Source organism: Thermaerobacter subterraneus DSM 13965 (assembly GCF_000183545.2).
Lineage (GTDB): Bacteria > Bacillota > Sulfobacillia > Thermaerobacterales > Thermaerobacteraceae > Thermaerobacter > Thermaerobacter subterraneus.
Genome location: NZ_JH976535.1, coordinates 1,861,981 through 1,886,665 on the forward strand (window position 1 = coordinate 1,861,981; position 24,685 = coordinate 1,886,665).

Here is a 24,685-nt window from a genome sequence, read left to right on the forward strand (position 1 = left end):
CACCCGCGCAAGGACATGGATGCGGCGTGACCGCTAGGCGAACCATCACCGTCGCAGGTACTCATGCAACCGGACCAGGGTCGCTGCGGCCTGATCCCGCTGGATCGCTTGACCGTATCCGAAGTGCTCCTCCGAGTAGCCTACCATGATCTGCGCTGCGCCCACCGCACCGATGGCGTCCGCAAAGGCACTGTCCCGGGGCACGTCGCGGAAGCGGATGGCCGAGGGCTCCAGCTGCCCGGCCCGCCGCAGGATGGCCGCCGCTTCTTCCCGGCGGATGGGCCGGTCGGGTTCGAAGGTGCCGGCCGGCGTTCCCCGGATGTACCCTTGCCCGGCCGCCTTGAGCACGTATTCATAGAGGGCCTGGCGCGGCGACACGTCCGGGAAGCCCTTGCCCTCGGGCAGCGGCAGCCGCTGGCCCCGGGCCGCCTCCACGGCCCGGACCACCATGGCCGCGAATTCAGCCCGGGACACGGGGTCCTTGGGCCGGAACAGGTTGCCGTCATAGCCCTTCACCAGCCCCAGCTGGCGGGCCTGCTCCACCTCGCCGGCCAGGGTGCCGCTGACATCCCGGAAGGGCGGACCCGCCACCGGCGGAGCCTGGGGTGCCGGCGGGTTGGGAGCAGGTGCCGGAGCCCCTCCCGGATCCTCGGAACCGGGCGTCCCACCGGGGGTGTCCGGGGTGCTGCCGCTGCCGTCACCCGGTGAGCCGGGGGCCGGGGAGGTACCGTCGCCGGTGCCCGGGGCAGGGCTTCCGCCGGTGCCGTCGCCCGGAGGCTGGGTTCCTCCGTCGCCGGGTGCCGAGGGATCGCCGCCCGGGTTCGCGGGGTTTCCGCTGCCGCCCTCCGCCGGCTGGCGGCCGGGGACCACGGGCCCGTCGGGCAGCCGGGCCAGGAGGAACGCGCCCGCGCCGTCGGCGATGCCCTTGGCAGCCGCCCGGAGGAAGCTCGCGTCCTTCAGCAGGGCCGCATCGTCCTTGTTGGTGACGAAGGCCACTTCGACGATGGTGGCCGGTACCAGGGACCGGTTCGTGATGGCCAGGGTGTGGCCGCGGATGGCGGTATCCCGATACACGCCCTGGCCTGCACTTCGGTGGTCGAAACCCTGGCGGGTGGCGGTCCAGTAGAGGGTCCGGTCGTGGATGGCCTGGGCCAGGGTCTGGGACTCGGGGGCGTTGCCCCAGATGGCCATGAGGCCGCGGGTGCCGGTGTTGGCGCTGGCGTTGTTGTGGACGCTGATCAGCATGTCCGCCGGCCAGCTGTTGGCCATGCCGGTGCGGGTGCCAGGATCGTACGGATTGTCCCGGTTCCAGAGGGGCAGATTGGGCTCCCGCGCCTCCCGGGTCATGCGCACCTCCGCGCCCCGGGCCACCAGGATGTCGCGGAGGGGCAGGGCGATGGCCAGGTTCGCCTCCCGCTCCACCACGCCATTGGCATAGGCGCCCCCGTCGATGCCGCCGTGGCCGGGGTCGACCACGATCCGCACGCCCGTCAGGTCGGCGGTGATGTAATCGCCCGCCACCCAGCCCACGGTACCGCTGGGCGCCTGGACCTCGAACCAGCCGCCCTGCTTGGTCCGCAGAGTCACCACGGTGCCTTCGGGCAGCCGGTCGATGACGTCAAACCCCGTGCCGGGCCCCGACCGCACGTTGAGCAGGGTACCGGTGACGATGGCCCGCGCCGGGACCGGGCCCGCCGCCTCGGCCGGCCGCAGGCCGGCGCCGGCCCCCGCCACCAGTACCATGAGCGACGCCACGGCCAGGATGGACAGGGCACGGCGAAGGGGGCGCCAGTCGGGGCGCCAGCGTCCCCAGCCGGATCGGCGGCGGCTTCCGGACCGTCCCGGGCTCCCGCCGGCGGCTGACCGCTCGCAAGCCGCGCCTCTCCCTAACGGCCCGCCTGACGGCCCCGCCTCCCGCGATGCTCTGTCCGTTTGGGTTGCTCTCCCCGTCTCCCTCGAGACCATCTCCCTCCACCTCCACTTTCAAGCCGCCGCACAGGCCGGGACCGGCCCCTGCCAGGGGCCGAACCCGCCAGTCCCGTCAGCCGGAAGGTCTCGCCGGCGGCGCGAGACCGGATCGTCCCGCCGCCACCGGCTCCACCGGCCCTCTCCCCCGGTTGTCGAACGGCGGTGGCGCCGCGGCCAGGGGGTGTCATCGATTTGACAAATTTGTCACACGGACAGGTTGGTTCGTCCCCGGAGCGGCATGTCCTGCCCGTCCCCAGGGGGATTCTGGCAGCGGCGCCCTGACATGGCATGGAATAGGGTTGGAAGGTGGCGAAAGGGCGGGAACGGCGGCGAGGGGTGGCGATAAATTGCGTTTGTCGCCGCGGCTCGCAGGCAAACAGCGGTCGGTGGGCAGCATGAAGCCGAGGGTGGCCGTTCGGCGGGTGGCCAGGAGCGCCCGGTACCCGAGCCTGACAGGGTACCGGCAGCCGAACGGCAAGGGTCGTGGGCCACCATCAGGTCGACGGTTACCGCTCCCGTCGACGGTCACCGCTCCCGGGAGACAGGGAAGCGGGGCGGCCGGGGAGGCTGAGCTTGCCGGCTCCCTCACGGGGCCGGCCCCGGCCGGGTTCCACCGCCCCCACGGCGCCGGGCGGCCCGCAGGACCAGGGCGATGAAGCGGGCGTTGTCGACCACCACCCGTCGCCAGCGCTTGCGGGGCTCCAGCATCATCCGGTAGACCCCCTCCAGGCCTGCCCGCTGGATCCACTCCGGGGCCCGGCGGGCGACACCGGCCAGCACGTCGAACCCGCCCCCCACACCCTGGGCGTAGGTCACGCCCGTTTTCGCAAACCACCGGTCGAGGAACCGCTCCTGACGGGGGCTGCCCAGGGCGACGAAGAGCAGCCGTGCCCCGCTCTGGCGGACCTGCTCCACCACCGCCGCCTCCTCATCGGCGCGGAAGTAGCCGTGGTGGGTGCCCGCCACCTGCAGGCCCGGCCAGCGGCGGGTCGCCTCGGCGGCGGCCCGTTCCACCACCTCTGGGCGGGCGCCCAGCAGGAAGACCGGCCAGCCGTGGCGGGCGGCCTCGGGCAAAAGGGCCAGCATCAGGTCGACCCCGGGGACCCGCTCGGGAACCTCCAGGCCCAGGCGGCGGGCCGCCCAGAGGGGGCCGGCCCCGTCGGGGCTGACCACGTGGGCGCGGCGGATGAAGCCGCGCAACAAGGGGTCTTCCGCCGCCCGGACGTACTTGGCGGCGTTGAGGGAGACCTGCAGGGTGGGCTCGCCCCGGGCGATGCGGTCGACGATGAGCCGCACCGTCTCGTCGAAGGTCAGCGCATCCAGGGGCAGCCCAAGCAGCTCGATGCGCAGGGAAGGCACCCTCCCCAACGGACGGAATCGGTCACCGGTCATCGGCCGGCCCGCTGGCTCAGGGACCGGTACAGCACCACCAGTTCCGCCGCCTGGCGCCAGCGGTCGTGCCGGGCGGCCAGCTGGGGGCCGTAGCGGCGGGCCCGCTCGCGGAAGCGGGGTTCGTCCAGCACCCGGCGGATGGCGGCGGCCAGGGCGGTCACGTCCCCCGGCGGGACCAGCAGCCCGTAGTCGCCGTCCTGGACCACCTCCGGGATCCCGCCGGCCCGGCTGGCCACCACCGGGGTCCCGCAGGCCAGGGCCTCCAGCACCACCAGGCCGAGCCCCTCCTCCAGGGACGGCAGGACGAACACGTCGGCGGCGGCCATGGCGGCGGCCACCTGCTCCGGCGGCTGGGCGCCGGTGAAGGTGACGTGGTCCTGGATCCCCAGGGCGGCGATCCGGGCCTCCAGCAGCTCCCGGTAGGGCGGGTCGACGGCCGGCCCCACCAGCAGCAAATGGCCGGCCCCCTTGCGCTCCCGCACCCGGGCGAAGGCCTGCACCAGCTGATCGACGCCCTTGCGGGGAATCAGGTTCCCGGTGAACAGCACCAGGGGCTCCTGGCCGTACCGGGCGCGGACCGCCTCCCATCCCGGCGCCTCGGGCCGGAAGACCCGGGTGTCGATGCCCGCGCTCTGCACCATCACCCGCTCGGGCGGCACGCCGAAGTGGTGGACCACCCGGTCGCGCAAGAAGCGGGAGACGGCGATGACATGGTCGGCCCCCAGCAGCACCCGCCGGACCGCCGGCTCCAGCCGCGGGTACCGCTCGGGAAGGACCAGCACGTCCGAGCCGTGGACCGTCACCACCAGCGGCCGCCGCGCCCAGCGCCGGAACAGCATCCCCACCACGCCGCTGGGCACGGCGTAATGGGTGTGGACGGCGTCGTAGCGGCGGGGCAGCCGCGCCAGGCCCCGGAGGAACCAGCCGGCGTAGGCCAGCCGGCCCCGCAGGCCCCGGCCGCGGCGGGGCATGGCCAGCACGTCGACCTCCGCCCCGGCCGCCCGCAGGGCCTCCACCTGGCCGCGGACGAAGAGGCCGAAGGCCGGTTCGTCCGGGTTGGGGTACATGTTGGTGATCACCAGGACCCGCAGGGGGCGCCCGGCGGGCCGGGGGCGACGATCCGGGTCGGGGCCGGCTGAGTCCGGGCGGGCCGGGTCCGGGCGGGACCGGCGGCCTTCCCCTTCGCCGGCGCCCTCGCCGGTGGCGGGCGCCGCCCCTTTAGCCGGCGTGCGCCCCGGCATGGGCACTGGTGCCAGTGCCGGCGCGGGCGGAGGTGCTGACCCCGGCGTGGGCGCCGGTACGGAGGTAGCGGCAGACGCCGGTACAGGCCGCGGTGCGAGCGCCGGTGCGGGTGCAGGCGTGGACCCAGATGCGGGCCCCGGTGCGGGAGGCGGGCTGGCGGGCATGGGTCCTCACCCGCGGTGCAGCGTGCCGCTCCCCGGGCTCCCGGTCCCCGCCAGGTGGCCGGCGGCACCGGCGACCCCAGCGCCGGCGGCCTCAGGGCCGGCGGCCGCAGGGCCGGCGGCGCCAGCCGCCCCGGACCAGGCCCACCGCACCTTGCCGTCACCCAGCACATGGACCTCGAACCCGGCGGCACGCCAGCGCTGGTGATCCAGGTGGTTGCGGGTGTCCAGCAGCACGGGCCGCGCCACCAGTTCCCGCACGGCCGCCGGGTCGATCTCCCGGAACCGGTCGTGGTCGGTGACCAGCACCAGGATGTGGGCGCCGCGGGCGGTCTCCTCCAGGGTGGCGCTGGGCAGCGGGCCCCGCCGCACCAGGGGATCGTAGGCCACCACGTCAAAGCCGCGGCTGCGCAGGATCCGGGCCAGCACGTAGGCCGGCGATTCCCGGCTGTCGTCGGAGTTGCCCTTGTAGGCCAGACCCAGCAGGCCCACCTTGACGCCACCGGGCCGGATCCCTCCCGAGCGCAGGGCGCCGGGGGCACCGTTGGCAGCGGCGGGTGCAGCGGGTGACGGCCCCGCTTCCCCGCCCGGGGCAGCCCCAGCGGTCCCGGCCCCGTCGCCGGTCGCAACGCCGGACCCGTGGCCGGCCGCAGCGCGGAACCCGTCACCGGCCGCCGCCCGGAACTCGTCGCCGGCTTCGCCCCCTGCGGGACCGCGACCCGGCCTCCGGCCCACCGTCAGCTCCTCCACCCGCTCGGCCACCACCACGGGCATCCGGTCGTTGGTGGTGCGAGCCTGGCGGATCAGGGCGGTGGCCAGGGGCGCCCGTTCCACGATGAACCAGGGGTCGACGGCGATGCAGTGGCCGCCCACCCCCGGCCCCGGCCGGTGGATGTTCACCCGCGGGTGCAGGTTGGCCAGCTCGATGGCCTCCCAGACGTTGACGCCCACCCGCTCGGCGGCCAGGGCGAACTCGTTGGCCAGGGCGATGTTCACGTCCCGGTAGGTGTTTTCCATCAGCTTGACCAGCTCGGCGGTGGTGGGGTCGGTGATGCGGATCTCGCCCCGGACGAAGGTGGCATAGAGGGCCCGGGCGCGCTCGGCGGCCCGCGGCGAGGCCGCCCCGATCAGGCGCGGGTTGCCCGGCAGCTCGATCAGGATCCGGCCCGGCAGGACCCGCTCGGGCGAGAAGACGTAATCCAGCCCTTCCACCCGGCTCTCGATGATGGGACGAACCAGCCGCTCCAGCGTCCCCGGCGGCACCGTGGACTCCAGGATCACCATCTGGCCCGGCTGCGCCACCTCGGCCACCGCCTCGGCGGCCTTGCGTACCGCCGTCAGGTCGGAACCGCCCGTCTCCCGGTCCAGTGGCGTCGGCACGGTGATGATGTACACGTCCCGGCTCTCCAGCTGCCGGGTCACGCGAAAGCGGCCCGTGGCGCGGACCTCCTTGAGCAGCTCGGGCAGGCCGGGTTCTTCCACAGGGCATTGGCCGGCGTTCAGGGCCGCCACCAGCTCCGGGTTGATGTCGACGCCCAGCACGTCGACCCCGGCGCCGGCGAAGAGCAGCGCCGTGGGCAGGCCCACGTACCCCAGGCCGATGACGGCAATCCGTTCGGGCATCTCATCGTCCTCCCTGGCCATAGGGTTACGGATGCGCGGTGCCGGAATCGGCCGCACGGTCCAAACCTTATTAATTCCTTGCACACGGGCGGCCCGGCGGCAAGGGGCCGGTGGGGGCGTGTGGGCGGGGCCCCCATGCCGCGGCGCGCCCCGCATGCCGCGCCCGGAGCCCGCATCCCCCGGCGCCATCCGGACACCGCGGCACCCCGCACCCCGCCACCACAACCCCCGGAGGACCAGGGCGTCACCCACCTGCCCGCGACGGCATCCGATCGCTCCGGCGGGGCCGGTATGCTGCAGCCGAACCCCGGGTGCCCTCGGGCGCCACCCGCCCGACCCGGCGGCACCCCGTACCCCACCGCCGTATCCCACCCCCGCTCCCCGCGGCCACCCCCTTCACGAGGCGATCCCGGCCGTCGCTCGCACCCGCAGGATGAACCAGGTCCCCAGCACCAGGAACACCAGCCCCACGGGAAAGAAAGCCGCCCAGCCCAGAAGGTCGACCACGGCGCCGTAGAGGGGCGGCGAGATGAGCCCCGCCACGGCGATGGCCAGGTTCCAGAGCCCCGTGTAGGTGCCCAGGGTGCCGGGCGGCGCCAGGTTGATCAGGATCGGATAGGAATTGGTCATCAGCAGCGCCCAGCACAGGCCCGCCAGGGCGAAGAGCACCGGGACCAGGGCGCCCGGCGGCTGCAGGGCCAGGGCCAAGAAGGCCAGGACGATGCCCACGCTGCCCAGGCGGGTGGCCCGCAGCCGGCCGATGCGGTCGCCCAGGATGCCGGCGGGGATCGAGAGCAGGATGAAGGGCCCGGCGAAGTAGCCCAGCATGAAGGTGGCCTGCACCTGGCTCAGGCCCAGGGCCTCGGTGCCGTAGCGGGTGAACATGTTCTGGGCGCCGTTGACGGCGGCCACCCAGGCCAGGGCCGCAAGAAGAAGCCAGAAGGCCCGGCGGTCGTCCGAGCGGGCCACGGCCCGCAGGGCCACCAGCAAATGGCCGCGCTGGGCCGGGGCGCCGTCCCCCGCCGGCGCGGCGGCCGGTTCGTCCCCCTGGCTGCCGGCGAACCGGGCCAGGCGCCGCTCGGGCACCAGAAGGGCCACCAGGGCCAGCGACGCCAGCACCACCAGGGCCGCCTGGTCGAAGGGCAGGGTGCGGCCCCGGTCGAAGCTGGGCGAGAGGACGAAGATGGCCAGGATGGCCCCCAGCCCGCCCATGAGCATGATGATCCCGTTGGCCCGGGCCCGCTTGTCCGGCGGGGTGACGTCGGGCATCAGGGCGACGGCGGGACTCGAGTACACGCTGATGCCCACGTTCATGATCACCGTGGCCAGCAGCAGGAAGGCCAGGCTTTGCTCCCGGGGGATCAGGACGAGCCCCAGGGCCGTCAGGGGAACGCCTATAAATATGAAAGGCATTCGCCGGCCCAGGCGGGTGTGCACCCGGTCGCTCAGCGCGCCGAAGTAGGGCTGGATCGTGGCGGCGGCCACGTTGTCCAGGATCATGATCAGGCCGATGAGGAAGTTGCTGGCCAGGTACTGCCCGTAGAAGTTGGGCAGGTACGCGTTGTACAGGGTCCAGACCACCTGGATGCCCAGGTAGCCGGTTCCCAGTACCACCACTCGCCACCAGCCGGCCCAGGGCTCGTCCCCCGGGCTGCCGGTGCGGCCCGCCGTGTACGCCGGGTTGGCAGCCACCGCGACCCCTCTCCCCTTCCGCGCGATCCGGGCGGATCCCCGGCCCCGGCCCCGGCCGGCCGGATGCCGGCAAGGCCGCTGGTTCGGTATCAACGGCATCATGGGCCGGTTCGGCATCGTGGACCGGTTCGGCATCGCGGGCCGGTTCGGCATCGTGGGCCGGTTCGGCATCGCGGGCCGATTCGGTCCCGGGGCCCCCTTGGTCTCGACGCCGGCGGCCGCTGGCTCCCGCTTCGCTGGCCGCCGGGGGCCGGTTCGACACCGTAAGCGGCCGTCTTCGGCAGGACCCGCCCTGGCTCGCCCGTGTCATGATGGGATTATTTCCCCGGCAATGGTTCGGTTCCCCCTGGGTGACGCCGGTTTCCCCTGCGGGGAGCCGGTTCCCCTGGGGGCAACCGGCTCCCCCTCGATGCCAGAAACTGCTATCCTAGCCGCCCGCGGCCGCGAACACGCTTCCTCTGGAATGGCATCACGCGCTCCGCCGCGGGATGCGGCGGCCAAGGAGGGGGAAGGGTGCAGCGCACCGTCCACGAGGTCCTGGAACTGCGGGACCTGATCGTCGCCTGCGATGCGGCGGCCAACAAGCTGCTCCACGCCGCCAGCACGGCCCGCGACGCCGACGTGGTCCAGATGCTGGGGGCCCACCAGCGGACCTTCCGCCAGCAGTGCCAGCAGCTCAAGCAGGCGCTGGCGGGAGAGGGCGGGCTGTACGGCCTGGGAGCCGCCCAAGGCGCCGCCCGCGACGGTGGAACCGGCTTCGCGGCGCCGGTCACGGGGCCGGCGACGGCTGCCTTCGGTCCGGGGGCTTTCGGCGGCGACGCGGGAGGTGCCGGCGGCCGGGGCGGCCCCGGCATGGGGGACTTCGGCGGCCCGGGGAGCCCCGGGGCGGGCGTTGGCTTCGGCACGGGGCCGGGTACGGCTCCCTTCGGGGCGGGCCCGGGGACCGTCCGCTACGGCTCTGCCGGTCCGGGTGCCGTGCCGGTGAGCGGTCCGACCGGCGGTCCGGGGGCGGCCCCGCGGCCCGTTCATCCGGCGGAGGCCGGCGGTGCGCCGGGTTACCCGCCCACCGGTCCGGGCACCTACAGCTACCGGCCCGCCGCGGCGAACCCCGATCACCGCTACCGCGCGGGCGACCCGGCCGGCGACGGCCTGCGGCCCATCCGCGGCGGCAGCCCGGAGCTGGGCCCCCAGGGGGAGGGCGCCCGCACCACCCACCAGGCCCTGCGGCACCGGCCTGAGCTGGTGGGCTGGGAACCGGGAGCCGGCAACAACGAGGGCTGGCAGGCCGGGGCGCGGCGGGAACCGGCGGGCCTGGAGGCCCGGGCAGGGGCGGATCGCGGCGGTACGTTGCCCCGGGCGCAGGGACCCGTGGCGCCGGGGAGCGTCACCGCCTTCGATCGGCCGGGGGCAGGCCGGGCCGAGGCCCTGGACCAGGCGGGGTACTGGCGCGCCGGGCTGGCGGGAGCCCGGGAGCCCGGGGTGGGCGGCTACGGCGGCGCCGCGGGCGGCGGGAGAATGGAAGCCGGCTTCCTCGGCGGGCAGGACCCGCGCAGGGCCGCGGAGGCGGGCGGCGCCGGGCGGGATGATGCCGGCCTGCGCCCGGGTGGGGCTCGGGCCGCCGGCGCCCCCGAAGCCGAGGCCTTCACCGCCGTGCGGCCCGTGGGGTATGGCCCCGGGGCCGCGGCCCAGGTGGCCGGCAGTCCAGTCCCGGTGGCCGAGGCAGGGCCCGGCTTCCGCGGTCACTGGACGGCCCAGGGTGGGCCGGAGGGCGGCACCGGCACCGCAGGGATCCGCTTCGACTCGCCCCGGGTGGGGTTTGCGCCCGACTGGGCGCCCGCCCCGTGGAGCGGCCCGGCGGCCGGTTCGACCCCGCCGGCCCCGGCGGCTGGCCCGGCTCCGGTGGTTCCGGCGGCTGGTTCGACCCCGGCGCACCCCGATGCCCGGCCGGGCCACGGCCCCCAGCAGGTCGTGGGCTACACCGCGCCCCCGTCCGCCTGGATGCCGGAGGCGGCGCAGCAGGGGCCGGCGCAGGCCGCCGGCGTCCGCCTGGCCGATCCCGATGCCCTGGCCGTGGCGGACTGCCTGCAGGATTGCAAGCACATGGCCGTGCGGATGATGATCGCCGCCACCGAGGCGGCCGACCGGCACCTGCGCCGGACCTTGTACCAGATGGCGGGCCAGCACCTGGAGATGGCGGGACAGCACTACGAGTGGCTGCGGCGGCGGGGCCTCTACACCGTGCCCCCTGCGCCCGTTGAGCTGGTCCGCCACCTGGAGGACGACATCCGGCGGGCCGAAGAGGCCCTCAAGGTGACGCCGGCCATGGACGGCGCCGCCGGCGACGGGGCCCTTGGCACCATGGCCCACGGTGCACCCGGGGGAGCCGTCAACACCAGCCTGGCGGGTTACCCGTCGGGTGGCCTGAAGGGAGCCTTCGGCGGCCAGCAGATCCGCAACTAGCCGGAGGCATGGGGCACCGGTGGGCCGTTCGCGGTGGGCCCATCGCAGCGAGCCCTTCGTGCGCGGCGGGCCCTGGCGCTGGGCCGTTGGCGCGTGCGGCCGTGCGGCCGTTCGAACGGCGGGCCGTTCCGGTACGGTGCGTACCGGAACGGCCCGCCTTGCCTACCGGCACCCTACACGGGCACCGGCGGGCACCGTGCACGGGCGCCGTCGGGCACCCTGCGTGGCCGCGAGCCGGGATGCGGTACCGGGATCCCCTGGTGTGGTGCCGCCGCCCGCGATGGGTTGCGGGCCGCATCCTGTAACCCCCGGTTCACCGCCGGTAACCGTTCACCACCGGTCACCGCTCACCGCCAGCAACCCTTCACCGCGGCAACCCTTCACCGCCGGTCACCGTTCACCGCCGCTCGCTACCGTTCACCCCGCCCCACCGGCCGCTGGCCGGCACGGAGCAACTCTTACGCCAGGTGCAGGCGCCATCTGCAAGTTCCACATCATAAACTTTCTTAACGATCCCTTGACGGGGTCCCCGCACCCCGTATAATCATGCCTAAATATTCGTTTCCAATCTTCACCGAGCGAATCGCTTCGTGGACCAGCCCCGCAGTGCCGGACAATTCATTCCAAAACATGCGGACACACCCGGCATAACGTGGGCATTTAACCTGAACGATTGCACCCACCCGGGCCACAGGGTTCATACAATGGACTGTATAACCGGTGAAAGGGCCCTGGTGAGTCCCCGCGCCATGGCGCGGTTCGTCCGCAAGATCCATGAAAGAAAACTTGCAACATGCACCGTCCCCCGGCCGGCGGGCCTGCCCTTCCGGCGGACCGGCGGGCAAAGGAGGGATCCCGATGCACCGGCAACCGCCCGATCCGACCCCCCACCCGGCCCGGCCCAGGCTGCCCGAGCACGACGCCTGCGGCGTCGGTTTCATCGCCACCCTGTCCGGCCGCCCGGACCCGTCCCTGGTAAAGCTGGGCCTCGAGGCGCTCCACCGGCTGCGGCACCGGGGCGGCGTGGCCGCCGACGGCATCACCGGCGACGGGGCGGGCGTGATGACGGAGATCCCCCGCCGCCTGCTGGCCCGGGAGCTGGCCGGGCGAGGCCTGCGCCTTCCGGCCGGCGACCTCTTCGCCCTGGCCGCCTGCTTCCTCCCCCGGGACCCCGCGGCGGCGGCACGAGCCCGGTCGCTGATGGAGGCCAGCTGCCGCGACCAGGGCCTGGAGGTCCTGACCTGGCGTGCCGTGCCGGTGAACCCCCGGGTGCTGGGACCCATCGCCGCCGCCAGCCAGCCGTCCATCTGGCACGCGGTGATCGTGCCCGGCCGGGGCGTGGCTCCGGGCCTCTCTTTCGACCGTGCCCTGTACCTGGCCCGGCGCGCCTTCGAACGCCGGATGGCCGGGTTCGACCCGCGGCCGTACGTGGCCTCCATGTCGTCGCGGACCGTGGTGTACAAGGGGCTTCTGATGGCTTCCGACCTGGACCGGTTCTACCTGGACCTGCAGGATCCGGACTTCGCCACGCGGTTCGTGATCTTCCACCAGCGCTACAGCACCAACACCACCCCCACCTGGGAGCGGGCCCAGCCCTTCCGCCTGCTGGGGCACAACGGGGAGATCAACACCCTCCAGGGCAACGTCAACGGCATCGCGGCCCGGGAGCCGTGGCTGGCGGTGCCGGACTGGCCGGAGCTGTCGCCGGAGGCGGTGGCGCCGGTGATCGACCCCTCGGGCTCCGACTCGGCCATGCTGGACAACGTGCTGGAGCTTCTGGTCCTGGCCGGCCGCGACGCCCGCCACGCCCTGATGATGCTGGTCCCCGAGGCCTGGGAGAAGGTGGGCGACCTGTCCCCCGTGCTGCGGGACTTCTACCGGTTCCACGCCTGCCTGACCGAGCCGTGGGACGGACCGGCGGCGCTGGTGTTCAGTGACGGCCGCTGGGTGGGGGCGCGGCTCGACCGTAACGGGCTGCGGCCCATGCGCTACACCGTGCTGAAGAGCGGGCTGGTGGTGGCGGCTTCCGAGGCGGGGGTGCTGGACGCCGACCCGGCGGACGTGGACGAACACGGCAAGCTGGGGCCCGGCCAGATCATCGCCGTCGACCTGGTGACGGGCCGGTTCCTCCGCGATGAGGAGGTCAAGGCGGAGGTGGCCGCCCGCCGCCCCTACGGGCGCTGGACGGAGCAGATCGTGACGGCGCCGGCGGCGGCCCCGGCGGCCGGGCCGGCTCCGGCACCCGCGGCGGCCGCGGCTCCCGGCGGCCCGTCCCCCTCTCCCCTCCCGCCCCTGGCCGCCTTCGGCTGGACGCGGGAGGAGCTGACGGTGGTCGTCCGGCCCATGGTGGAGACCGGCAAGGAGCCCGACGGCTCCATGGGCGACGACACGCCCCATGCCGTCCTCTCCCTGGTGCACCGGCCGCTGCACCACTACTTCCGCCAGCGCTTTGCCCAGGTGACCAACCCGCCCATCGACCACCTGCGGGAGGAGCTGGTCTTCTCCCTGGCGGTGCGGCTGGGCCGCCACCCCAACCTCCTAGTGGAGGAACCGGCCCAGGCGCGGGTCATCGAGCTGCCCGGGCCCGTGCTGACCGAGTCCCAGATGGCCTGGCTGCGGCAGGTGGGCTCCCTGGCCCCCGGCGCGGGAGGGTTCCGGATGGCCGAGCTTTCCATGCTCTTCCCCGCCACCGGCCCGGCGGCCCTGGAGCCGGCCCTGGACGCCCTCTGCCGCCAGGCCGAGGCGGCGGTGGACGCCGGTTCGTCCATCCTGATCCTGACGGACCGGGGTGTGGGGCCGGACCAGGCGCCCATTCCCGCCCTGCTGGCCGTGGGGGCGGTCCACCATCACCTGCTGCGGGCGGGCAAGCGGGCCCTGGCTTCCCTGGTGGTGGAAAGCGGCGAGCCGCGGGACGTCCACCACTTCGCCGCCCTGGTCGGGTACGGGGCCTCGGCGGTTCACCCCTACCTGGCGCTGGCCGTGGCCCGGGAGATGGGCGGCGACCAGGGCGCCCTGCGGTTCATCCGGGCGGTGGAGGCCGGCCTCAAGAAGGTCATGTCCAAGATGGGCATCTCCACCCTGGACGCCTACCAGGGGGCCCAGATCTTCGAGGCCATCGGCCTGGACCGGGCGGTGGTCGAACGCTGCTTCACCGGCACGCCTTGCGCGGTGGGCGGCAACGGGCTGCGGGAGCTGGCGGAGGACGTGCTCTACTGGCACCGGCAGGGGTATCCGGCCGCCGGGGCCCAGGCCACCGCCGCAGGCGGGCTCGAGGAAGGCGCCGGTGGCCGCGCCGCGGGCGGGGCCCAGGCCGGGGCCGCCCCGGGCGAGGCCGCCCGGGGCGAGGCGGCCGGTGGCCACGAGCTGGCCGCCACCGCCGCCGACGGGTACGGGTTCTTCAAGTTCAAGAAGGACGGGGAGCTGCACGAGTTCAGCCCGGAGGTGGTCCGGGCCCTGCACGAGGCGGTGCGGGCGGCGGCCAAGCCCCGGCCGGGGGTGCTGGACGGCGACTTTCTGGCCTCCTACGAGCACTACCGCCGCTTCAGCCGGCTGGTCCACGACCGGCCGCCCAGCCAGCTGCGGGACCTGCTGGATTTCCGCTCGGACCGGCCGCCGGTTCCTCTGGATGAGGTGGAGCCGGTGGAGGCCATCGTGCGCCGGTTCTCCACGGGCGCCATGTCGGTGGGCGCCCTCTCGCCCGAGGCCCACGAGAACCTGGCCATCGCCATGAACCGCCTGGGCGGCCGCTCCAACTCCGGCGAGGGCGGCGAGGACCCGGCCCGCTACGGCACGGAGCGCAACAGCGCGGTGAAGCAGGTGGCCTCGGGGCGCTTCGGCGTCACCCCCGCCTACCTGGCCTCAGCGGTGGAGATCCAGATCAAGATGGCCCAGGGCTCCAAGCCCGGCGAGGGCGGGCAGATCCCCGGCCACAAGGTGACGGAGCTCATCGCCCGGCTGCGCCACACGGTGCCGGGGGTGCCCCTGATCTCCCCGCCACCGCACCACGACATCTATTCCATCGAAGATCTGGCCCAGCTGATCTACGACCTCAAGCAGGCCAACCCGGAGGCCCTGATCTCCGTCAAGCTGGTGGCCGAGACGGGGGTCGGCATCATCGCCGCCGGGGTCGCCAAGGGCTACGCCGACATCGTGGTGATCAGCGGGCACAGCGGGGGCACGGGTTCCTCGCCCCTGAGCTCCATCAAGCACGCCGGCCTGCCCTGGGAGCTGGGGCTGGCGGAGACCCAGGCCATGCTGGTGGCCACGGGCCTGCGCAGCCGGGTGACGGTGCGGGTCGACGGGGGCCTGAAGACCGGCCGGGACGTGCTGGTGGCGGCCCTGCTGGGCGCCGACGAGTACTCCTTCGGCACCTCCGCCCTGGTGGCCGAGGGCTGCGTGATGGCCCGGGCCTGCCACACCAACACCTGCCCGGTGGGCATCGCCACCCAGGCAGAGCGGCTGCGCCAGCGGTTCCCGGGCACCCCCGAGCACGTGATGAACTACTTCCTCTACATGGCCCAGGAGGTGCGGGAACTTTTGGCGGGGCTCGGGTACCGGTCCCTGGACGAGGTGATCGGCCGGGCGGACCTGCTGATGCAAAAGCCGGCCTCCCTGCCCCGGGCAGAGCGCATCGACCTGTCGGGGCTGCTGGTGCCGGCAGCGCCGGTGGCGGCAGCCAACGGGGCCGTGGGGGCGGCACCCACCGCGGGAAGCTCCGCGCCGGCACGGCCGGCCGGTGCCCCGGGGACCGCGGCGGCGGACGAACCGGCTCCCGCGCTGCGGCGGCTCCAGCTGCGCAACCCCCTGCCGGAGGACGACAACCTGGGCCGCCGCATCGCCGCGGAACTGGAGCCCTATATCGAGCGGCGGCGCCCGGTCCGGCGCAGCTACACCATCCGCAACACGGACCGCACGGTGGGTGCCACCGTGGCCTGGGCCATCGCCCGCCGCTACGGCGACCAGGGGCTGCCGCCCGGCACGCTGCACCTGTCCTTCCGGGGCGTGGCGGGCCAGTCCTTTGGCGCCTTCTGCATCAGCGGCCTGCACCTGGAGCTGACGGGCCTGGCCAACGACTACGTGGGTAAAGGCATGGCCGGCGGGGAGATCGTCATCCGGCCGGAACCCGGCACCCCCGCCGACCCCGCCCGCAACGTGCTGGTGGGCAACACCGTGCTCTACGGGGCTACGGGCGGCGCCCTCTTCTGCGCCGGAGCGGCGGGCGAGCGGCTGGCGGTGCGCAACAGCGGCGCCGTGGCCGTGGTGGAGGGGGCGGGCGATCACGCCTGCGAGTACATGACGGGCGGCACGGTGGTGATCCTGGGCCCCACCGGCCGCAACCTGGGCGCCGGCATGACGGGCGGCACCGCCTTCGTCTACGATCCCCACGGCGCCCTGGCCACGCGCCACCACGCCCCGTCGGTGGAACTGTTCCGGCTGCCCGAGGTGCCCAGCCCCGCCGCCCTGGAGGCGGCCCGGGAAACCCTGCACGGCCTGGTGGTGCTCCACGCCCGCCGGACCGGCAGCGCCCGGGCCCGGGAACTGCTGGCCCAGTGGGACCGGGTTCTTCCCCACTTCTGGTGGGTGGTCCCCAGGGCCTCGCGGGAGCGGATCCTGGAGGAGACAGCATTGGTCCTGCCGGCGGTGGCCGCCGGCCTGGACTGAGGCGGCCTGTCCACGGGCACGCCACACCCCCCGATGCACGGCAGCGGGCCGGGTTCGTCCCCGGCCCGCTGCGGTTTGATGGCACCCTGCTGCCGGTGCCGGCTCACGACGCCGCCCCCGCCACCTCCGCCCAGACCTGGCGTTCCTCCCGCCAGGGATCGCGCTCCACGTGGGCCTCCGGTCCCGGCCCGAAGACCATGACCGCCCGGTCTTCCAGGTCATAGGGCGGCCAGGAAGGCAGGCCCCCGTGCTGGGGGTTGCCGTCCCGGGCGAAGGCGATCCACGCCCGGTGCATGGCCTGGGCGATGGCATGCCGCTCGGGCGCCGTGCCGGTGAAGCGGTCGGCGCCGGCCCGGTCCAGGGTGTTGAACACGAAGGGGATCTCCAGGGCGTGGCAGGCGCCCAGGACGCCGCCCAGCACCGGCGTCTCGAAGTCGAACCGGTAGGCCCAGACGGGCGCCCCCGCCCGCGCCTGGGCATCGGCGGTGGCCAGCATCCCGCGGACGAACACGGCGTAGCTCATGAGGGGCAGCAGCCGCCGCCCCAGGGGCCCCTCCCCGCGGCTCCGGTAGAAGTCCACCAGCGGCCCGGCGGCGGCGCCCACCACAGCCTCCACCTGCCGGCGCAGGGCGGCTTCGTCATCCCCCAGCCACACGGGGTCCATCAGGGCGAACAGGTTGTACTCGTCCCGGTTGACGCCGGTGAGGGTGGCCACGTCCCGCGCCGCCCCGCGCGCCAGGGCGGCCAGCGGGTGCTCGGGCAGGACCGTGCCGTCGATCACCGGCCCCACGGGCAGGCCCGGCCCCAGGGCCGCCAGGGCGTTCACCCAGGCGCGGGCGGGCAGGGCGTAGAGGGCGTCCCGCCGGCCGGGTTCGACCCCGGCATTTTGCAGCACCCGGGCCGCCACCCGGGCGGCCGATTCGGGGCTGCGCACCCCCAGGGCGCCCGAGCCGCTCTGCAGGATGGCCCGGTGGAACAGGCCGCGGGCCGCCGGTACCGCCATCAGCACCCCCACGCTGCCCGCCCCCGCCGACTCGCCGAAGAGGGTCACCCGGTCGGGATCCCCGCCGAAGGCGGCGATGTTCTCCTTCACCCAGCGCAGGGCGGCCACCTGGTCCAGGATGCCCAGGTTGCCCGAGCCGGCGAATTCGGGGCCGAACGCCTCTTCCAGGTACAAGAAGCCCAAGGCGCCCAGGCGGTAGTTGATGGTGACCACCACCACGTCGCCTTCCCGGGCGAAGGAACTGCCGTCATACCAGGGGATGAACCCGGCCCCCGTCAGGTAGGCGCCGCCGTGGATCCACACCAGCACGGGCCGCCGGCCCTGGGGCGAAGGAGACCAGATGTTGAGGTAGAGGCAGTCTTCATCCTGGGGCAGGGTGCCGCCGCCGGTGATGTTGCTGATCAGGCGGTCGTCGGGCTGGACGGCGGCGGGGCCGAAGCGGGTGGCGTCGCGCACGCCCTGCCAGGGTTCGGGCGGCTCCGGCGGCCGGAAGCGCAGCTCGCCCACCGGCGGCCGGGCAAAGGGAACGCCCTTCCACACGCACACCGTCCCGTCGGTCTGGCCCCGCAGGGCGCCGTAGCGCGTTTCGACGATGATCTCTTGGAGCCCATGGGCACCGGTCACGGGCCTCTCCCCCCTTGTCGCGGGCGGCAGATGTTGACAGGCGGGGTTTCCTTCGGCAGGCGGGCGGGAAAGGCCTGCCGGCATGGATATCGGCCGGAGTCTGCGCTAGGGGGCTGGCAGGGCCGGCGCGCAGCTTCACGCCCGGTTGCACGCGGGGCAGGGGTGTCCCGCGCGGTGGCCGGGGAAGGCTCGCTGCCGAAGGCAGGAACGGCGCCTCAGATCACTGCCGGGTGGGGATCCATGGCCAGACCGGCGGCCGGCAGGCCTGGCAAGGAGCACCGGGCGGGCAGGTGGCCCGTCGTGCCGCCGCCTTCACTGGGAGCCGGAGCCGCCACCGCCGCCGGCGTCCGGACCGGCCTGTCCGTGCCCGGCGGGAGCGGCGTCCCGGTCCCCGCCGCCGCCGTCGCCGCCACCGTCCCCCTCGCCCGTCTCCCCGGCAGCGGGTTCGGCGGTCACCCCGTCGCACCACCGGTCGGCCCACGCCTGGATGGCAACCACCACCGGCTCCAGGGCCCGCCCCTTCTCGGTCAGCTCGTACTCGATCAGCACGGGCCGCGTGTCCCGCACGTGACGGGCGAGGATCCCGGCTTCCTCCAGTTCCTTGAGCCGCTCCGAGAGCATGCGGTCGCTCATCTCGGGCAGGCTGGCCTTGAAGTCGCAGAAGCGCTTCTTCCCGGTGAGGAGGATGCGCAGGATCAGGCCCGTCCACTTCTTGCCCAGGATCTGCACGGCCTGCTCGTAGCGCGGGCACACTTTGACGGGATCCACGGCCGGTGGCTACCTCCTTTCGCTGGGCCGCCTCGCGCACGATGGCCTCGCTGGCCCGGCGGGCGCGCTGCACCTCTTCCGGATCCGCCCGGCCGGCGGCTTGCCCGGGCGCGGCGCAGGACGCCCTCCAGGCCACCTGTACCGGACCACCCGGCACCGGCCGCCGACAAGGGCCGGCCCCTGCCAGTAGGCTGCCCCGGGACCTGCCGGGGGACCGGCATCATCCTGGGGGACCCGGTGGCGCCGGGAAACAGGGATGACCGGTGTCACGGCCATCTCCATCGTAGCACTCCCATTGACGACCTGGGAAGCGACACTATAGGATAGAGTTGCTTCACTAAAGTAAGTTATGGGCCGGTCGGTTCGTTACTATCCCTTCCGGACGAACCCGGCCCAGGGACGACAGGAGGTCGGGATCGTGGCCGAAGCTGCAGCCACCGCCACGCGGTGGACCATCGACGCTTCCCACAGCACCGTGGAGTTCGCCGTCCGGCACATGATGATCTCCACGGTGAAGGGGCACTTCGGCAAGATCGAGGGCTACCTCGACGCGCCGAACATCGACGACCTGAGCCAGGGCGCCCGGCTGGAGGTCCGGATCGACGCCTCCACCGTGGACACCCGCGAGCCCCAGCGGGACGAGCACCTGCGTTCGGCGGACTTCTTCGACGTGGCCAACTATCCGCATATCGAGTTCCGCAGCACCCGCATCGAGAAGACCGGCGAGAACCGCTACAAGGTCACAGGCGACCTCTCCATCCGCGGCGTGACCAAGGAGGTCACCTGGGACCTGACCTACGAAGGCGGCGGCAAGGACCCGTGGGGCAACCAGCGGGTGGCCTTCCACGCCGAGACCAAGGTCAACCGCAAGGACTTCGGCCTGCAGTGGAACATGCTGCTGGAGTCGGGCGGCGTCCTGGTGGGTGACGAGGTCCGCGTGTCGGTGGACGTCGAGCTGGTCCAGCAGGGCGCGAACCAGGGCTGAGGTCGCAGCCCAAGAGGAGCACCAAGCGGAAGTCGAACCGGAACCCGAACCACGATAGGGCGACCCGGGACATCCCGGGCCGCCCTATCGTCATCCCTCGCGCCTTGAGCCTCTCCCGCCGTCCTTCCCCTTCGCGCTCCGGGGTCCATGTTCGCCCTGCCTACCGGGCCGCACGCCGTCGCTCCTGCCGGCCGCGCCGCTGCGGTCGATCCGGCCGCCAGGATCGACCCGGCCGTTGTAGCCCGTCCGGCCGCCTGAGAAGGAGTCCTCTGCCCGCCACGGCCGTCCGACCCGCCCTCACACCACCGCCGTGGCAGCCGCATGGCCACCGCCCCGCGCTCAGACCTCGATCCGGACCTTGTACTTGCGGAGCCACAGGTCCACCTGGGCCAGGTAGGCCAGCATCTGCGGCCGGCGCATCAGCTGGCCGAACCAGGGGATGTCGAACTCCCCTTCCGCCTCCACCAGCTGCCGCACCGCCGCCTCATCGATCAGCGGCCGCAGGGGCGAGGCCGGATCGTCCAGGATGGAGCGCATCCAGGCCTGCATGGCCGCCAGGTAGGCGGGGTTGAAGGTCTTGGGGTACGGGCTCTTCTTGCGCCAGAGCACCTCCGGCGGCAGGATGCCCTCCAGGGCATGGCGCAGCAGGCCCTTCTCCCGGCCGCTCAGGGTCTTGAGCTCCCACGGCACGTTCCACACGTACTCCACCAGCCGGGGATCGCAGAAGGGCACCCGCACCTCCAGCCCCACGGCCATGCTCATCCGGTCGTTGCGGTCGAGCAGCACCGGCATCCAGCGGGTGAGGGTCAGGTAGGCGATCTCCCGGACGCGGGCGGCGGCCGGTTCTTCCCCCTCCAGCCGCGGCACCTCCGCCAGGGCCTCCCGGTACCGTTCGGCCAGGTACTCCTCGGGGCGGAGCCGGGCCCGCAGCTCCGGGTGCAGCACCTGCAGGCGGGCGTCCACCTTCAAGGACCAGGGGAAGGTCCGGGCCTCTAGCGCGTCCTGGCGGTAGAACCAGGGATACCCGCAGAACACCTCGTCGGCGCACTCCCCCGAGAGGGCGACGGTGACGTCGCGCTTGATCTCCTGGCAGAAGAGCAGCAGCGAGGCGTCGATGTCGGCCATGCCGGGCAGGTCGCGGGCCGTCATGGCCGCGGGCAAGGCCTCCACCAGGGCCGCGGTCGACAGCCGCACCACCCGGTGCCGGGTCCCCAGGGTGCGGGCCATCAGCTCGACGTAGGGGGCGTCGGCCTCGGGCTGGAAGTCGTTGGGCTGGAAGAACCGGTCGTTGCCCTCGTAGTCGACGGAGAAGGTCCGCAGGGGGTCCGCCTGCCCTGCGCCGGCCAACGCCCGGACGGCCAGGGCGGTGACGGCGCTGGAATCGAGACCGCCCGAAAGCAGCGTGCCCAGCGGGACGTCGGAGACCAGCTGGCGGCGGACGGCGTCGGCCAGCAGGTCGCGCACCGTCGCCACCGTCTCCACAAGGCCGTCGGTGTGGGGCCGGCTCTCCAGCTGCCAGTAAGGGCCCTGGCGCAGGCCGCGCCGATCGAAGATCACATAGTGGCCGGGCAGGACCTCCCGCACCCCGCGGAAGATGCCGTGCCCCGGGGTCCGGGCGGGGCCGACGGCGAAGATCTCGGCCAGGCCCTCCGCGTCCACCACCGGTTCCACCGCCGGATGGGCCAGGAGGGCCTTGAGTTCCGACCCGAACACCAGGGTCCCGCCCCGCGCGAAGAAGAACAGCGGCTTGATGCCGAAGTGATCCCGGGCCAGGAAGAGCCGCTGGGCGCCCTCATCCCACACGGCGAAGGCGAAGATGCCGTTGAGCCTGGCCGGCGCCCGCTCGCCCCAGGCCAGGTAGGCCGCCAGCACCACCTCGGTGTCAGAGCGGGTCGTGAAGGTGTGGCCCAGGGCCGCCAGCTCCTGGCGCAGCTCGGCCGTGTTGTAGAGCTCGCCGTTGTACGTCAGGACCACGGGGCCGCCGCCCCGCTCCCGCACCATGGGCTGTGCGCCGCCGGCCGGGTCGATGACGATCAGGCGCCGGTGACCGATGGCGGCGTGGCGGGAGACCCAGTACCCGTCGTCGTCCGGGCCACGGCATGCAAGGGTGCCGGTCATGGCTTTCAGCACGGCCCCCTCCCGGGTGAGATCCCGCTCCCAGTCGATCCAGCCCGCGATACCGCACATGGGGTTTCGACCTCCTCTGGCAGGCGGCAGGCCCGGCCCCAAACCGCAGACTGGCCGGCAGGGCCCTTCCTGGGCGAGGCCGGGCAGGTGCCCATCCTGCCTGGGCCATGGTACGCGGGCTTCCCCGGGCCGTGCCTGTCCCTCCGGCCGGCCCGCCCGAGGCGTCGGCGGTCCAGGCGCGGGCACGGCAGCGGCCGGCCCGTAGGGGTGGCGCCCGGCGGCGCTCCTCCAGGCTTCTCCGACCGTCATCTTCTGGTCAGGGGATGGTCAGGGGCGGGTCAGGGCGGGATCGTTGACGGCCCTGCAGGAGGTGCCTATCTTCGGAAGTGAGGTCGACCTGCAGCGTCCCCCGCAGGCGGGGGGGCGCGCAGGCAGGGCCGGGGCAGGACAGCGGCGTCCGCCACGGGCAACGGAGCCCACCTGCAGCCGCAGCGCTGCGGGTGGGCTTTGCTTGTTGTCGCGGTCCCTGCTGCTGTGCTCGGCTTACAGCTCGTGGGAGGGAGTGAGGGTCATGCCCGAGGCCGTCAGTGCCGACGCGGTGGCGGTTGCCCTCAACACGGCGTGGACGTTGTTGGCCGCCTTTCTGGTCTTTTTCATGCAGGCGGGTTTTGCACTGGTCGAAGCGGGCTTCACGCGCGCCAAGAACGCGGCCAACATCGTCCTGAAGAACCTGATGGACTTCGCCGTCGCCTCGCTGGCTTACTGGGCCATCGGTTTCGCCCTGATGTTCGGAGCCGACGCCGCCGGGCTGGTCGGGACGACGGGCTGGTTCAGCCAGGAGGCGGGCTTCGGCCACCTTGACCTGTCGCTGCCTCTGTTGGCGTTCCTCATGTTCCAGACGGTCTTTGCCGGTACTTCGGCCACCATCGTCTCGGGCGCCATGGCCGAACGGACGAAGTTCGCCTCCTACCTGGTCTTCAGCGCGGTCATGTCCATGCTGATCTACCCGGTGGTCGGGCACTGGATCTGGGGCGGGGGATGGCTCGCCCAACTCGGCATGCTGGACTTCGCGGGCTCGACGGTGGTGCATTCCGTCGGTGCGTGGGCGGCGCTGGCCGGCCTCATCCTGCTGGGTCCCCGGTTGGGGCGCTTCGGCCCTGACGGGCGGCCCCACAAGATTCGCGGTCACAGCGTCACCCTCGCGGCCCTGGGCGTCTTCATCCTCTGGTTCGGCTGGTTCGGCTTCAACCCCGGCAGCACCCTGGCTGCCACCGATGCCAACATCGCCCGCATCGCCGTGACCACCAACCTGGGGGCGGCGGCCGGTGCCCTGGCGGCCTTGCTGGCGGCGTGGCTCAAGCAGGGCAAGCCCGACGTGGAGGCCTCCCTCAACGGCGCCCTGGGCGGGCTGGTGGCCATCACCGCCGGAACGGCCTGGGTGAGCCCTGCCAGCTCGATCGTCATCGGCGGCGTGGGCGGCCTCGCCGTCCTCGCAGGAACGGCCCTTCTGGAGCGGTGGCACGTGGACGATGCGGTCGGCGCCATCCCCGTCCATGGTGCCGCCGGCGTCTGGGGCACCCTGGCGGTCGGCCTCTTCCATGAGGAACAGGGCCTGCTCTTCGGTGGCGGCAGCCAGCTGCTGGTCGCCCAGTTCATCGGGGTGGTCGCGGTGGCCGTGTGGACCTTCGCCGCCTCCTACGTCACATTCGCCCTGATCAAGGCCACCATGGGCCTGCGGGTGACGCCCCAGGAAGAAGAGCACGGCCTCGACCTGGGCGAGCACGACACCGTGGCGTATCCCGAGTTTGTCGCCGCCGCCGCGACGGCGCAAGAGGTGGCGCCCCTGCCGAGCACACCCGTGATGGCACCGGCTCCGGCGTCCGCCCGTGGCGGCGGCGACTGAATCCAGGGGACATTCCCCACGGCCCCGCACCGGCCCGCAAGGCCACCGGCCTTGCGGGTCGGTGCGTTCTCCCTACCGCCGCCCGCGTCCGGAGCGGCGGGACCCGGTCTCGTCCAGGGCGGTGAACTCGATGATGCTCTGCGCAATCTCGCGCAAGGGCTTGCGCTGGCGCATGGCCGTGTCGCGCAGCCGCTTGTACGCCTCGGATTCGGCCAGGTCGAACCGGTCCATGAGGATGCCCTTGGCCCGTTCGATGATCTTCCGGTCCTCCAGCTTCCGCATCGCTTCGTCCACCATCTGCCGGGCCTGCTGCAGGCGCCCGGCGCTGCCCATCAGCGCCCGGCAGACGGCCACCAGCTGCCACTTGGGGGCGTCGGCGGGGAGCAACGCCCAGACCGGCCAATCCTCCGAGGCCAGATGCTGCCACAATCCCTCGGGCTCCGGGTCCCCAGGATCCACCATCCACAGCACGGGCCTGCCCGTCACCCGGCCCAGGGTCCGGGTGCGCTCGGCGGGGCGCTCGATGCCCGCGGGACGCATGACGAACAGGTCGGCTTGCTGGCGGGCAAGCCACTGTTCCGACGGCCACCCCACCTGCACCAGGATGGGCCACCCCGTATCCAGGAGGGCCCCGGGCAAGCGGCCCCCGGGGCCTGCGGGGTCGAAGCCGAAGACGATGACTTCCGGCTTGTTCATCCCTTGCCTCCCGCCTTCTGCCGGCTCCACCAGCGCCCCGGCCGGGGACCTCGCCCCCGAAAGGGACCGGCCGCCCTGCCGGAGCGCCATGCCCGCCCTGGTGCGACCAGGGCGGGGGCCCGCGTCTCTCTCGCCCGCGTCGCCTCCGTCCCGGCGGCGCGGGGTCCCGCTCCGCCGGGACGCCGCGCCTCCCCGCTATCATACGGCGCCGGCCGGCCGTTGAGGATGCCCCCCGGCCTGCCGGGCCCCGCCCGCCGCCCTCCGCCCATCCAGGGAACCGGGAACCGCGGGAACCCCAGCAACGTCCCCGTCCACCAGCCAAGGGACCACCGCCCGGCGCCGGTCCGCTCCGGTGCGGCCGGGCGCACAGGCGCTCCCGT

Annotated in this window: 12 protein-coding genes and 1 pseudogene; 4 read left to right on the plus strand and 9 right to left on the minus strand. The window is 73.5% G+C overall.

All coding sequences use genetic code 11. The features are described from left to right. Positions 1-45: 45 nt before the first annotated feature. From THESUDRAFT_RS07635 to THESUDRAFT_RS07655, 5 genes are all read right to left on the minus strand, one after another. Positions 46-1,743, minus strand: a complete 1,698-nt coding sequence (locus THESUDRAFT_RS07635; protein WP_242823281.1) for an N-acetylmuramoyl-L-alanine amidase — start codon at positions 1,741-1,743, stop codon at positions 46-48. 810 nt (positions 1,744-2,553) lie between these two features. Then, positions 2,554-3,327, minus strand: coding sequence for a WecB/TagA/CpsF family glycosyltransferase (locus THESUDRAFT_RS07640; RefSeq protein WP_242823282.1), 774 nt, complete (start codon positions 3,325-3,327; stop codon positions 2,554-2,556). A 29-nt stretch (positions 3,328-3,356) separates the two neighbouring features. Beyond that, entirely contained in the window at positions 3,357-4,439 is a 1,083-nt protein-coding gene (locus tag THESUDRAFT_RS07645; RefSeq protein WP_278199615.1) for a glycosyltransferase, read from the minus strand. A 333-nt stretch (positions 4,440-4,772) separates the two neighbouring features. Beyond that, positions 4,773-6,386 (minus strand): nucleotide sugar dehydrogenase, encoded by a 1,614-nt coding sequence (locus THESUDRAFT_RS15050; protein WP_006904196.1) that lies wholly within the window; start codon positions 6,384-6,386, stop codon positions 4,773-4,775. A 396-nt stretch (positions 6,387-6,782) separates the two neighbouring features. Next, positions 6,783-8,078 (minus strand): MFS transporter, encoded by a 1,296-nt coding sequence (locus tag THESUDRAFT_RS07655; RefSeq protein WP_006904197.1) that lies wholly within the window; start codon positions 8,076-8,078, stop codon positions 6,783-6,785. A gap of 513 nt (positions 8,079-8,591) precedes the next feature. On the opposite strand from THESUDRAFT_RS07655, the gene THESUDRAFT_RS07660 reads away from it, so the two are divergent. After that, positions 8,592-10,538, plus strand: coding sequence for a spore coat protein (locus THESUDRAFT_RS07660; RefSeq protein WP_006904198.1), 1,947 nt, complete (start codon positions 8,592-8,594; stop codon positions 10,536-10,538). 858 nt (positions 10,539-11,396) lie between these two features. After that, positions 11,397-16,199, plus strand: coding sequence for a glutamate synthase-related protein (locus THESUDRAFT_RS07665; RefSeq protein ID WP_006904199.1), 4,803 nt, complete (start codon positions 11,397-11,399; stop codon positions 16,197-16,199). A gap of 103 nt (positions 16,200-16,302) precedes the next feature. Here the strand turns inward: THESUDRAFT_RS07665 and THESUDRAFT_RS07670 are convergent, their stop codons facing one another. Together THESUDRAFT_RS07670 and THESUDRAFT_RS07675 are read right to left on the minus strand one after the other, a co-directional pair. Then, entirely contained in the window at positions 16,303-17,826 is a 1,524-nt protein-coding gene (locus tag THESUDRAFT_RS07670; protein WP_006904200.1) for a carboxylesterase/lipase family protein, read from the minus strand. Between the two features lie 465 nt (positions 17,827-18,291). After that, a pseudogene (locus THESUDRAFT_RS07675) lies at positions 18,292-18,594 on the minus strand (winged helix-turn-helix transcriptional regulator); the annotation flags it as partial. Between the two features lie 418 nt (positions 18,595-19,012). Here THESUDRAFT_RS07675 and THESUDRAFT_RS07685 point away from each other — a divergent pair. Next, entirely contained in the window at positions 19,013-19,579 is a 567-nt protein-coding gene (locus THESUDRAFT_RS07685; RefSeq protein WP_006904202.1) for a YceI family protein, read from the plus strand. Positions 19,580-19,918: 339 nt separating this feature from the next. Here THESUDRAFT_RS07685 and asnB read toward each other — a convergent pair whose 3' ends face one another. After that, on the minus strand, positions 19,919-21,766 hold the full coding sequence (gene asnB / locus THESUDRAFT_RS07690; protein WP_006904203.1) for an asparagine synthase (glutamine-hydrolyzing): 1,848 nt from the start codon (positions 21,764-21,766) through the stop codon (positions 19,919-19,921). A 511-nt stretch (positions 21,767-22,277) separates the two neighbouring features. Here asnB and THESUDRAFT_RS07695 point away from each other — a divergent pair. Continuing rightward, a complete protein-coding gene (locus THESUDRAFT_RS07695; protein WP_006904204.1) occupies positions 22,278-23,609 on the plus strand; it encodes an ammonium transporter in 1,332 nt (443 codons plus the stop codon). 72 nt (positions 23,610-23,681) lie between these two features. Here the strand turns inward: THESUDRAFT_RS07695 and THESUDRAFT_RS07700 are convergent, their stop codons facing one another. Beyond that, entirely contained in the window at positions 23,682-24,305 is a 624-nt protein-coding gene (locus tag THESUDRAFT_RS07700) for an ANTAR domain-containing response regulator (protein ID WP_006904205.1), read from the minus strand. Positions 24,306-24,685 lie beyond the last annotated feature (380 nt).

Excerpts from the sequence above, each read along its gene's own strand:
- THESUDRAFT_RS07635 (WP_242823281.1), bottom strand. The coding sequence starts at position 1,743 with ATGGTACTGGTGGCGGGGGCCGGCGCCGGCCTGCGGCCGGCCGAGGCG.
- THESUDRAFT_RS15050 (WP_006904196.1), bottom strand. The coding sequence starts at position 6,386 with ATGCCCGAACGGATTGCCGTCATCGGCCTGGGGTACGTGGGCCTGCCC.
- THESUDRAFT_RS07665 (WP_006904199.1), top strand. The coding sequence starts at position 11,397 with ATGCACCGGCAACCGCCCGATCCGACCCCCCACCCGGCCCGGCCCAGG.
- asnB (WP_006904203.1), bottom strand. The coding sequence starts at position 21,766 with ATGTGCGGTATCGCGGGCTGGATCGACTGGGAGCGGGATCTCACCCGG.
- THESUDRAFT_RS07695 (WP_006904204.1), top strand. The coding sequence starts at position 22,278 with ATGCCCGAGGCCGTCAGTGCCGACGCGGTGGCGGTTGCCCTCAACACG.
- THESUDRAFT_RS07700 (WP_006904205.1), bottom strand. The coding sequence starts at position 24,305 with ATGAACAAGCCGGAAGTCATCGTCTTCGGCTTCGACCCCGCAGGCCCC.